The 11,557-nt window shown below is 53.8% G+C and carries 10 protein-coding genes and 1 pseudogene; 2 read left to right on the top strand and 9 right to left on the bottom strand.

The window, feature by feature from the left end; genetic code table 11:
* The first annotated feature begins 150 nt into the window (after positions 1-150).
* Positions 151-2,343, top strand: a complete 2,193-nt coding sequence (locus D0T11_RS20800) for a KAP family P-loop NTPase fold protein (RefSeq protein WP_119657736.1) — start codon at positions 151-153, stop codon at positions 2,341-2,343.
* 226 nt (positions 2,344-2,569) lie between these two features.
* Here D0T11_RS20800 and D0T11_RS20795 read toward each other — a convergent pair whose 3' ends face one another.
* The 3 genes and pseudogenes from D0T11_RS20795 to D0T11_RS20785 form a co-directional block, all read right to left on the bottom strand.
* Entirely contained in the window at positions 2,570-3,520 is a 951-nt protein-coding gene (locus tag D0T11_RS20795) for an Abi family protein (RefSeq protein ID WP_147374766.1), read from the bottom strand.
* Positions 3,521-3,755: 235 nt separating this feature from the next.
* Positions 3,756-3,839: pseudogene (locus D0T11_RS23585) on the bottom strand (DUF3606 domain-containing protein); the annotation flags it as partial.
* A 301-nt stretch (positions 3,840-4,140) separates the two neighbouring features.
* A complete protein-coding gene (locus tag D0T11_RS20785; RefSeq protein WP_119657734.1) occupies positions 4,141-5,070 on the bottom strand; it encodes a toxin-antitoxin system YwqK family antitoxin in 930 nt (309 codons plus the stop codon).
* 379 nt (positions 5,071-5,449) lie between these two features.
* Between D0T11_RS20785 and D0T11_RS22750 the strand changes: the two genes are divergently transcribed.
* Positions 5,450-5,605 (top strand): hypothetical protein, encoded by a 156-nt coding sequence (locus tag D0T11_RS22750; RefSeq protein ID WP_182888541.1) that lies wholly within the window; start codon positions 5,450-5,452, stop codon positions 5,603-5,605.
* Positions 5,606-5,785: 180 nt separating this feature from the next.
* Here the strand turns inward: D0T11_RS22750 and D0T11_RS20780 are convergent, their stop codons facing one another.
* From D0T11_RS20780 to qatB, 6 genes are all read right to left on the bottom strand, one after another.
* Entirely contained in the window at positions 5,786-6,349 is a 564-nt protein-coding gene (locus tag D0T11_RS20780; protein ID WP_119657733.1) for a hypothetical protein, read from the bottom strand.
* Entirely contained in the window at positions 6,346-7,080 is a 735-nt protein-coding gene (locus tag D0T11_RS20775; RefSeq protein ID WP_119657732.1) for a DUF5131 family protein, read from the bottom strand. Before D0T11_RS20775 ends, D0T11_RS20780 begins: the two co-directional genes overlap by 4 nt.
* Positions 7,081-7,146: 66 nt before the next feature.
* On the bottom strand, positions 7,147-8,319 hold the full coding sequence (gene tcmP, locus D0T11_RS20770) for a three-Cys-motif partner protein TcmP (RefSeq protein WP_119657731.1): 1,173 nt from the start codon (positions 8,317-8,319) through the stop codon (positions 7,147-7,149).
* Positions 8,320-8,366: 47 nt separating this feature from the next.
* A complete protein-coding gene (gene qatD, locus D0T11_RS20765) occupies positions 8,367-9,104 on the bottom strand; it encodes a Qat anti-phage system TatD family nuclease QatD (RefSeq protein ID WP_182888540.1) in 738 nt (245 codons plus the stop codon).
* Positions 9,105-9,131: 27 nt separating this feature from the next.
* Positions 9,132-10,460: a Qat anti-phage system QueC-like protein QatC gene (gene qatC / locus D0T11_RS20760; RefSeq protein WP_147374765.1), complete on the bottom strand. Its 1,329-nt coding sequence runs from the start codon at positions 10,458-10,460 to the stop codon at positions 9,132-9,134.
* Positions 10,461-10,477: 17 nt separating this feature from the next.
* On the bottom strand, positions 10,478-11,170 hold the full coding sequence (gene qatB, locus D0T11_RS20755; protein WP_182888539.1) for a Qat anti-phage system associated protein QatB: 693 nt from the start codon (positions 11,168-11,170) through the stop codon (positions 10,478-10,480).
* Between the last annotated feature and the right edge of the window lie 387 nt (positions 11,171-11,557).

The following is an 11,557-nucleotide window of genomic DNA, read 5'->3' as shown; positions in this document are numbered from 1 at the left end:
CCCGCACGGGCCGGCGACCGGTACGCGTGAACTTTTCGAGGGCAGACTGATCAGCAGCCGGCAGGATAAAGGGAGTCAGGGGACGGGCCATATCATCTCAACTCCGACTCCCTTATTTTGTTGGCTAACTTACCTGACTAAGCACTAGTTATGCCCCCATTCGACTTTTCGGCTGACAAGCCCGTCGCAACGCAGCCCGACGACTATTTTCAGCGCTATGAGTTTGCCCGCCGCGTCGCCCGGGTGCTGGCAGAGCGCCGCGACAGCACCAGCATCACGCTGGGCGTGTACGGGGCCTGGGGCGAGGGTAAAACCTCAGTGATGAACTTTATCGCCCAGGAGCTGGCCGCCCAGAGCGATACGATCGTTGTCCCGTTCAATCCCTGGCGCTTTTCCGACGAGCAGTCCCTGTTACTGGCTTTCTTCACCACCCTGGCCGACCGGCTTAAGCCCTTGTCAAAGGCCAACCGCTGGCGGTTCTTTTCCCGCAAGGAGAGCCTAGGTAAGCTGATTTCTAAATATGCGCAATACACGGCCGTACTCAAGGCAACTCCTATCTCAGGCGTGGCTGATGCCGCCTCTGGGCTGGGTAAAGCATTATCCGACGTGCCCTTGGAAACCCTGAAGGAACGCATCGAGCAGTTGCTACGCGACTCCAAGCGGAAGATCGTGATCATCATCGACGACATTGACCGGCTGGAAAAGGCGGAAATTCATGCCGTATTTCGCCTAGTAAAGCTGACGGCCGATTTCCCCTATACCCACTATATCCTCTGCTTTGACGATCAAATTGTGGCCGCGGCCTTAGGCGAGCGATTTGGGGAAGGTAACCCGCAGGCGGGGCACGACTTTCTAGAAAAGATTATCCAGATACCGCTACGCCTGCCCCAGGCTTCCCGTGCCGATTTACGTGACTATCTGTTTGAGCTGCTCAACAAGGCGCTCGACAGTACAAACGTGGCCATCCCCGTGGACCAGCTAGAGGAATTTCGCACGCGGTTTAACGAGCACTTCCTGCTGCGCTTCACCACCCCACGTCTGGCCAAGCGCTACATCAACAGCATTTCCTTCGTGCTGCCGCTGCTGGAGCACGAAGTCAACTATCAGGATTTGCTGCTCATTGAAGCCGTAAAGCTATTCTATCCCGCTCTATACGAGTTGATACGTGACCACCCGCGCTACTTCATTGGCAGCTTTGAGGCTCCTCGCCATTCAGTTCAAGACGAAAAAGCCCGGCATACTACTTTCTTCGAGCAGCACCTACAGGCTTACTTACCCCAGGAGAAAGCCGCCGTGCAGGCGATACTCGCCGATACATTTCCTAAGCTGCGGGAGCTTTGGTCCAATTACTCTCGCCTAAATGACCACGAGGAGTTGTTCAACACCAAAAGCATAGGTTCTTCTTATTATTTCCACCGTTACTTCTCTTACGCTGTCACCAAGGGCGAAACGTCCGATATATTTTACGACGCACTACTTACGGCTCTGGGCCACAATCTGACCGAGGCCGAGCGACTATGGCGTCAAGTGCTGGATGATGGCCGGTTCGGCGATTTATATATGCGCCTCTACTTCCGGCGCAACGAGTTCACCTCCCGGCAGGCAAGCACACTGATTCACCTTATGGCCGGCTGTGAAGAAGCGCTGCTAGACAAGCAACGCTACACCAACAACTTATTTCATCGCCACTTTGATGCCACTCATTTAGTTGCGAACCTGCTGACCTTCCGCCTGGAAGAAGCTGAGCAAATTCCGGTGCTTGAAGCGGTAGTCGCCAATAACGTTACGTTCAGCTTTGTGTACGAAGTAGCCCGAGAATTGCTGCGGCCAGGTAGAATAGGGGAGCCGGTAGGGCCAGCCCTGCAGACCCGAACTGAATCGTTGCTACTCGCCCGTGCCCTGGCCGATGCCGCAGGCAAGCCCTTATTCAACGTATATCCTGCACAAACTCGGTTTTTATTAATGCTCTGGGTTAAACAACAAGACGGGGTCGGTTCCCTGGCCACCTATCTGCAAACACATGTGCGCGATGCCCAGTGCTTACTGGAACTCGTGCGAGCCTTCGCGCCCATCACGCATTCCTCCGCGCAGCCCGAGCCCTATTACTGTAATTTCGGTGCCGAGCAGTTTATCCATATGCGGGAGTTGTTTGTCCCGTACGATTTTGCCTGCTTCCTGCCGGAAGCAGCTCGCACGGCCGCAGCCGTCGAGGAATTCCCAGCGGTGGGCTACCGTGACCCGGCTTCCGATGACCTGTTGCTGGCCCAGTTCGGCTATTGGTGCACCCACCCACTGAGTAAGGAAGCGGCGGAGTACCTGTCTACGCGTCAGCTTCCCGCTTAATCTCCCTGCTTGACGACAGGGCAATAATACACGATGCAATTAGTTCGCGAAGCAGTCGTCGAGCAGTTCCGGTAGGACAGCCGACTTCCAAACGCGCGAATATCTCTGTAACAGACGTAGCACATTCTCATAGGTCAGGCCTAGAGTGGAATCGAATGAGGTAGAATACGTTTAGCTAAAATGATGGTAGAGATGGAAGAGGCCCCAATCGTGATTTTACCGGCATCTACAGCTCCAGCCACATAATTTCCTGGTCCCAGCCTGCCGGGAAACCCATGTACTGCCGGTGCAATCCTAAAGTAAGCATATCGTATTCGTGCAATAAGGCGACGACGCGCCGCCCAAAGCTGGAACTTTGACTAACCTGCACCATCAGGAAGTTGAAGATGGAAAGGGTGTAGTACATTTTGGTGTTGATGGCCGTCACATTAGATTCCGTGAGCCAGTAGCCGGCGTGGCCCCGCTGGTTAGAGAGCATCGGCTTCATGGCGATGTCCCACAGCCGGTCGTGATGGGCGCACTTGTTGCGCACGCCGTTGATGCTCTGCATCCAGGAATCAAATACGCGAAGTGCTAAATGGAAGTGGTTGGCAATAGCCAGCTTGGGGGTGGTATCGACAAACTGATTGAACAGATTGTAGAGCGTGCCAAATGAGAGCAGTTCCAATACCATCCAGGCGGGAGGGTTACGGGGCTGGTCGTAGAAGCGATAGTAATCGGCGATGAAGGTTTTGCTTTTGGCCCGGTCCAGCTCCCCCCGGATGGTAGAGAGCAGCCGGGTCGACGCCGCTTGCTCGGCGGGCGTACTGCGCTTGAAAAAACGAGCCTGCTCATACCAGTTATTGTCGCCGGTGTAGCGGGTGATGTGGTAGATGAGTTGGGTACGGAAGGAAATTTCCAGCCGCTCAATGGCTTCCAGGCAGAGCAGGCGTAGTTGCTTATCGAACTGGTAGCGATGCAGCAGGTCGTCGAGGGTAGTGCCCGGCTCAAAGCGGCTGGTGCCAGGCACCAAGAAGCTGCCCCAATAACCGCTGAGCCGGTAGTAACTGATATTGGCCAGGTAGCGCAGGGCCCGCGGCTCATTTGCTACTACCAGGCCCCGAGCCTGTAGCTTCTGCAACTGCTGCTGGAAGTCGATAGCGGGCTTGGTGAAGTGGCGGATGGGGCGGGGCGGCATAGAGCGGTAAGCAGGCAAAAAAAAACCCACCCTCAGCGGGGTGGGCTTCCGGTCAAACAGCAAGCCAGAGCTTGTGACCGAAGAATTTTACGGTACCAACCAAACAGCATCGGCAGAGCCGATGTGGCGGATACTTTTTTTGTAAGTCAAAGATACGACTTTTAGAGAGAACCGACAATCCTTGTCTCTCAGAAACTCATCTCCCAAAGTTCAGACCTCGCCGAGAAAGATATTTTTACCGTTGCAAGTGTGCCCGCACGTCGGCTGCTGTAGGCCCCACAGCAAGTACGGCGTTGCGCAGCCGAGTTTCGGCGCAGTTTAGGGCCTGACACTAATAGTTGATCTCCATCGTGGAGATAATGTTGACGCGCAGAACGTCTTTGGGAGGGGATGGGAGCACAGATAGTGAACACCAATAACGCGGCAAAGAGTCTGCTGGAGACTCTAAACCTGCTATATTTCTCGTAAAATGTTCAGAAAGCTGCCAAGCAAATATGCCTTATGTGGTACACCCGTTTTGTAGTCGAAGGCACCTGTTGTTATCCTCTCAGGACAAGTTTCGCGGTCTAATACACAAGCATATTGGACCAAGTAAAGGGAATATTTCCAGAATAGTGGGCTTATTGTCTGCTTGCTTGCAAAGCGCTGATAGTAAGCTTCATTCGGGCGGAAGTGCGCATGTTGTCGTTCTGCACCGCGAAATACAGCTTTCTGGTCCCAGCAGGCAAGACCAACTCCCGGGTTTCCTGGCCCCGATTGATGGCTTGCTGCAAGCACTGGGTTGCCGGGGGCATCGTGCCTTTAGTGGCATAGGTAATGAATGGCACCGTCAACCCCTCGTCGTCGACTAGAAAAAAGCGGCACTTGGTAGTTACGGCCGGGGCTGACTGGCTTTCCGAGGACAGCGCTTTGGCCCCGACGGAAAGCAGTAGAGCCGGCCCGGCACCGGTGGGGGCAGTGGCGATGGAGGCGGCTAGCGTTAGGGCGGTACTCCAACTGACCGGCGGCTGGTCTTCGTCCCGAATATCCACTTTGTAGACGACGCCAACGGTACCTTCTGGTAAATCAATGGGAATTACCTGCCGGGAACTGCCGGAGTTGTAGTACGAGTGCAGTTTGACCGCATCGGTGCTTAGAACCTCATGCCAAGCATAAGTAGTTTTGATTTCCTGGCCTGTTTCGCCCCATTCGCGGTAATCGGCCTGCTGTACTCCCTGCAGGAAGGTGCCTTTAAAATGCGACTTGCCATTCTCGTACCAACCCGTGCATAACCCGGATGCTTTATCGGGCTTCTCCTGCAGTAGTTTGCCCTCAAACTGCTTTTTCCAGGAAGGATAGAAATAGTCGCGCACGGTACCGACGGTACGGCCCTGCGTATCGTGGCGGGCAATGCGGGCGTACACCCGGTCCTCGGGGTGGGAGGTGTTTTCCCAATCGTGGTCAAAGTAAACAGTGTCCGCCGGTATGGTAGGAACTGCGGCAACTTTTTGCGCTTGCGCAGCTGTGGATAGTAATAGTAGTAATTTTATAACAAGGTAGATTTTTCGCATAAAAAATAAGAATGGGTAGAAGTATTAGCGAAATGGAACCGTAAAAATAGAAAAGGTTAGGCAGCTAAAAGCAATGAAGGAATACTTATTTTTTTCGCTGTAGCGTAATGATTGTAGGCTACTGGAGAATTTAACCTAAAAATTACAGCAAGGCTAGCTCTAACTGAACGCAAGTAAAAAAGCCGGGTTTTTCGGGCCTATTTATTAACTGATGTTACGCACCCTATTGCCAAGCTGACCGGAAAGACCCTTTTCAGAAGTAACCGAAGTGGTTTCCTGAAGCACAGACGCAATCGGTGCGTAACATCAGTTATTAATTGTTTAGCAACTCTGCAAAAAGATAAGAGTCCCGCTTGGTAAAAAGAGATTATTTTGCATCGTGCATTATATCAACCTTGAAACCCACCAACTGAAATCGGGCGTCGCAGAGCGGGCTAACTATGGCCTGTTCCTCCAGGATTTATATGATTTATTGGGTATTCCGCGCCCCTACCCGACTATGGACAATCCAGCCCAGGATGACTACATGCTGTAGCAAGCCGTGACGTTTAAGGCCGGTGGTAAGTAGACTGAGGTGATCTACTTTTTGACTGTTACCGCCGAGTAAGCGGAGGAGCGCGGAAGCTACTTGAACTAGCCCACGATTTTCTCAGCCCTTTCGGACTGAGCCATCGGGGCACTGCGGGCGCGGGCAGTGGTAGGGTAAGCGGGCAGACTATCGTTCGTTTTCGTTCTTCAGTACCCCAGTTTGCCGTAAGAAGTCGTCGCCCACTAGCATTGGTTTGTAAGCCATGCCTTGTATGTAATCCGGGTGTCGTGTAATTACCCTCCCAAGCATTGTGGGCTGTTTCTTAGCGAAGGCTAGAGTGGTGAACAGCGTTATATCAATAATTTCCAGGCTCGGCAGGGTCAGCCATGCATGGATTTTCATGGTGTTTTTGGAGTACTTGGTGCGTATAACGTCCCGAATGAATACTTCGTCGAAGTAGAATAGTCCGTTCTCGGTTTCATCATCAACCCAGCCCAACGTGTAGAATACCTCGCATCCCAACCAGCGGCTGACGGCGGACAATAGCTCAAGATTCAGTGACAGGCAGTGAGCGCTGATTTCCGCGAAATCTAATTCTCCTACCGTATGTCGCAGTACATAGGGAAATTCTGCCTGCGCCCGGTCTGAGAGCCATCGGCGGTTTAACTCCAGTTTGCAATTTGGCACGTGCAAGCCAGCCTCCTGCGACCGAAGTAAGGCCCTTGAAAACTCTTGTGCATAGGTACTCACGCGGGTTGCTCCAAGGGTTCTAATTGCGCCGGCATGGCGTCATAAGTACGGTTGTTGAGCAAACGACCGGAAGCTTTTTTGTTAATTCCTCCCCACTGTTTGAAGAAGAAGGCTACCCCGGCCGCCTCACATTGCAGCCGAATGTCTTCCACCCAAGCCTCTTCCATCGGTCGAGGGTTACGGCCAGACTCTCCTCCCACAATGACCCAATTGATATCGTCGAGATTGAGGTCAGGTAGGGGGCCGAGCAAGGGCTCAAGTGACAAAAATTTTATGTGGGCCCCGCACTGCCGCAAATAATCAATGCGGTGCCGAACGCGGTAGTCTTCAACTGAAACCCCCATCCAGATATTGGGCGACCAAGTTAGATGTGCAGAATGTTCGGCCAGCAGTTCGGCGCGTTTAGTAAGCACCTGAAACGTGTGTTGGGGACAGCGGTTCATCGTGTCGAATACACGTTGAATAAAGGGTAAGGGGACATTCACATGAAACAGGTCACTCATGGAGTTTACGAATACCACTTTGGACTTGCGCCACGTGAACGGGCGCGCCAGCTCCGCTTCGTGGATGCGAATGACCTTGAATCCATCGGCGTATTTCTCCTGCCCCATCGCTTTGAGGCGCTTAGTCATGACCTCGGCATAGCAAAATTTGCAGCCGGCTGACAATTTATCGCACCCCGTGGTAGGGTTCCAGGTCATTTCGGTCCACTCAATGCTTGATTGTGCCATCGTTGTTAGCTTTTAGTGCGCCGCTAAATTAGTTAGTATTGAACAAAAAAAGCCAACGGTGGAAAATCACATAAACCTGATACTAAGATGCTCCGGAACGGCTTGCTCCCCCTTAATAGTCTTGCGGGAGGGTTTCGTTTCCTCATCCAAAGCGTAAGCCCGCTTGTCAAGTAGCAGGCGACGCACAGCTTGTTTATATTCCGACTCGGTATAATGGGCAGTCGGGTGGTGCTGCTTGTACAGCTGCCCAAAGGTAATGATGCGGCCAGTGTACGCCTGGTAAACTTGCGCGGCTAATTCCCCAATGGGGTCTGGCAGCGCGTCGAACATGCTGTGCTGCTTGTCGCGCTCCACACTAGCCAAATCGTGGCCAAACTTGGCTCTGCTGCGCGGGCCGATGGTGGTATGCTGCTTGAGCACCTTTTTCATCAGCTCAAATCCTTTCTCGTGCTTGGTGATACCCACGATATAGTGCGAAATGTGTTCTTCGTCTTCCTGCACTACTACAAAGGGCACCACGAAATTGGCCCCTATCTCGCGCAACGACTCATCAAGGTGGCGAATAATTATTTCGGAACGCTCAGCAGGACGGGCAGTCGCTAACTCTGTTTTGATTCGCTGCACTCGTTCGGGACCGAATATTTTATTCATATTCGATTCGAACTGCTCGTTGCCGAGCGCAGCGTTGACGCGGCGGTAGTTGAAGAAAAATAGGATATCTGATTGTGGAATCTGAATCATGGAGCGTAGTAGCTCCCGGCTGATTTCCTTGTAACCAAACGGGTCGATGAACACGACCATTGGCAAGCGCGGGCCTTGGTTGTTTTTGGTAAACCACGAAAGGACTTCGGGCGATTCGGCATCGTAGGTAGAGTAGCCAATTTTGTTTTTGAAGCTTGTCACGCCGGGGATGGCGGCCACATGGCCTTGCAGCCGCTCAATCATTTCTACCTGATTGTCGTTGAAGCGCAAGATGAGATTTTCCCGCAAGTGGTCGGCTTTCAAAGCCTCGTCGATAATTTTAATCGGAGTGGACTTGGTGCCGTCCTCATACTGGCCGCACCCCGAAAACAAATCCACTACATAAGCGCGGGCCTCTTTCTTGAAATGCAGTTTCCCCCGAATAATTATGTTGGCCCATGCGATGACGTATTTGCTTACGATATCGGCTTTCAAAACCGAGTGCGGCTGTGCGATTTTAAAGAAAGCTTGGGCGGTAATCTCAGGGGCACGATTCATAAAAAATGGGTGGAATTTTAATAACGTAGTGAGATGAGTACCAAGACTCAACTCGGCGTAACTAACAATCTGCGGAGGTTAGCAAAAAGAACTTTAGTCATCTCCTCAGGAGTGATTTGCCACGTTGATGCCAAAATAACTGATACTTGAGCGACATCTGGCGGCAAGGCAACACGCTGGCCAATTTGCACAAATGGCCCGTCCGTCTCCGTCAACAGCCTATCAATCGGAATTAAGCGTAGCAGGTCGGGAAAGCGCTTGCTGCGAGTCATAGCGGGGTTAATCGAAAAATAGAGACCATTGGCTAGGGCCTGCTCGACGACAGCAAGCGAACCGGAATACCAATGCAGGATGGCCGCACCTCGAAAATTAGCTCCAATGGCCTCTACTACTTCCTTTTCGGCTCGCCGGCTGTGAATGGTCAGTATTTTATCGCCGGCTAAATGAGACCATTCCAGAATCTGCGAAAAAACCCGCTGTTGCGTGATTCGCACTTGCTTGTCGTTGGAAACAAAGTCCAGACCTACTTCGCCCACGTAGCGCGTCTGGGGCAATAATTGTTGAAAAAGCGGCAACTCTCCCCGGCGCTCTACGGCCAGTTCGGGATGTAACCCTAACGCCGGCCGTACAAAACGCGAGTTGCCAATTAATTGCTGCGTGGCCTGGAATACTGACGGAGTATTGGTGACGGCCACCACGTAGGTTTGCGTACGCTCGGCTTCGCGCACCACCGCGCGCGGGTCGGGATACAAATCGAGGTGGCAGTGAGTGTCGAAGGAGTTCACGGCGTGAAAAACGATTTGAAAATGCGGCTAGCTATTTAAAAAAGCTTCCACTTCGCGCAAGCCGCGGGTATACACACCCACGTATTTGGCGATATTGGCGCTGTCGCTGGCCAAGGAGCCAGACCGCAATACCCAAGCAGCGCCGGGCGGTTGTTGCTGGGCCCGCAGAATAGCCATTTGAAATGCCCGCAGGTCACGATTTTTTTGGTCCGTGAGATTAGCTTGGGCGAGATTCCGCAGGCGAATATCGTAGCGGTAAGGAGCCAAATAGGTAGGTCCGCTGATGCCAGCTCTGTGCTCGGCCGACGCCCGAATAATGCAGGGGACACAGTAGCCGCAATGGCGCACCCCAACTCCCTGGAAACGCCCAGCCGTAGGATGCGCACACGACATGGTGTGCGGTAAACCAGCCTCCACCAAGGCTTGATTGCTGGCACTGGCCAGCATTTCTCCCTTGGTAGCGTACCGGTACGGATTTTCGACTTTGACGCCAATGCCCAAAGCGTCGAGCACCTGCTGAAACAGATGCAGCGTGTGAGGATGCGTAGTGCGCGTACTAGAACTGCCCAAACGACTGTACGTGAGCGGTATATTTAGCGTAATTAAACCATTCTCAGGGATATAGAGTGTAGGCGCTTGTTGAGTAGCGGCCACTAACGCCCCCAACGCTAAAAAGACTAGCGACCGGCTTCGGGTAGTAGGCTCGGCGCTGCCCGTCAGGCCCTTACGTGGGTCCACATTGAAGGAGTAGGCTTGAAACTGATTCGGGTAATGTTGGCGCATCAACCCTTTCAGATTGGTTTGTGCCGGGCTTGCGTGCGTAGCGGAGCCAGCACCGTGGTGGCTCACGAGCGTGAGTTTTTGGCCGGCAGCTAATCGATCGGCTGCGCCAATGAAGGAGTCCAGGCCGCCCGAGAATAAGCACACCGCATCGGGCTTAAACGGCGCTATGGCTGGTGTAGCTGGCGCTGGCGAGTCGGTAGCTTCCACTAAATCAGGGACCGGGTCCGAATAAGCCGTGAACGTAATCTCCCACTGGTCGCCAGACAAATAGGTAAGTAAGTCGGTTACTCGCTGCTGAGCATTTTGCCAAAGCGCCAGGTCAGTCACGCTCAGCGACAGCCGGATGTGGCGAGTCCAACTATCGTAAGCAGTGGCGCGAGGAAAGCTAACATCGCAAGCAAAGGCAGCAGCTGCCAGCCGGTACAAGTCCCTCGCGGCAGGCGGCAGAGTTAGCTGTTGTTGTATGAGAGTGGAAAGCACGTCCGAGCGGAACTTGTCCGGGTCTGCGATATCGAGCGGGATGACTACCGTGTGCGGGGGAAGCGGCGTGGGTGCGGCTTCGTCTTTACCCAAGACCAGGGCGTTCCAAGTTATTCCTCCCATACCTCAATAATGGAATAAGCATCGTTGAACACACGCTCCACAATGCGTTTGCCTTCGTCGGCTGTGAAACTGATATTATTTACCTGAGGTGGAGTCACTTCCTGCTCTACCCGGTCAATGACATAGCCGCGGATGTCGCGCTCCATGCGACAAGCGGCAGCTGGAGTTAAATCGTTGCGCTCAAGGCGGATGGCCAGTACCTGCATAAGTCGGGTGAAAATGTAGGTGGCGACGTACTGCACCACCACCTTTCCAACTTCTGCCATGTCCAGGGTTGCCAAGCCAGCGAGACCAGCCGTACCGACTGAATAGCGGACAAATAAGTCTTCGAGCACCATGCAGGCAGCATCCCGGGCGGCAGCATCTTCATTTTGCGCGCCGCTCGGGGCCAGTTCATCAACCAAGGCCGCCAGCACTTCGTCGGCGCTACGTCCGACGAAGTCACGCCCTATGAATTGACTGAGGGCGGGTTCCCCGCCCTGCACAAAGGCGGTAAGGGCACCAGCCAGAAACTGCGCCGTGCGCACGCCTCTCGCGGAGCCACGGGTAGCCTGGCGTGGACCACCTTGGGCCCGCACATAGTTTCGAGCGACGGGGCCGAATGCCTTTGCACCGCCGCCCGAAGAAGCGAACTTGCCAATAGCTATCTTGGGCGAAGTCCAGGAAGTGTCAGGAGCCAAAGGAAACGCTGGTGGGGCCGGTGGATCAGGTGCTGGCGGTGTACCATCGGCGGGTGGCGGACCAGCAGGGGGAATACCATCCGCAGGTAGAGCTGGCAACGGGCTTGATGGAGCCGGTGAGTCAGGCAAACCTGGCGGTGGAACTGGGCCGTCGGGGTCGCCGGGKGGGGGCGGCGGAGCCCAGGGGGGAAGTAAGGGCGTGCGGCCTTTGGGCCCGCCGTAGGATTTAGACGTTCCCATTAAGAGTCTATCCGAATAGGAGTTAAAGAAGTGGTACTTTCGCGGCATGGCCACGACGCAAGAATTCACGATTTCCGATACGCTCTGGGCGCGCCTCTCGCCCCTGCTGCCCGTGCACACGCCCAAACCTCATCCGCTGGGCCGCCA

The organism is Hymenobacter rubripertinctus (assembly GCF_003583925.1).
Classification (GTDB): Bacteria; Bacteroidota; Bacteroidia; order Cytophagales; family Hymenobacteraceae; genus Hymenobacter; species Hymenobacter rubripertinctus.
This window is presented reverse-complemented; position numbering and strand designations above follow the sequence as displayed.

Excerpts from the sequence above, each read along its gene's own strand:
- D0T11_RS20800 (WP_119657736.1), top strand. The coding sequence starts at position 151 with ATGCCCCCATTCGACTTTTCGGCTGACAAGCCCGTCGCAACGCAGCCC.
- D0T11_RS20785 (WP_119657734.1), bottom strand. The coding sequence starts at position 5,070 with ATGCGAAAAATCTACCTTGTTATAAAATTACTACTATTACTATCCACA.
- tcmP (WP_119657731.1), bottom strand. The coding sequence starts at position 8,319 with ATGAATCGTGCCCCTGAGATTACCGCCCAAGCTTTCTTTAAAATCGCA.
- D0T11_RS20795 (WP_147374766.1), bottom strand. The coding sequence starts at position 3,520 with ATGCCGCCCCGCCCCATCCGCCACTTCACCAAGCCCGCTATCGACTTC.
- D0T11_RS20775 (WP_119657732.1), bottom strand. The coding sequence starts at position 7,080 with ATGGCACAATCAAGCATTGAGTGGACCGAAATGACCTGGAACCCTACC.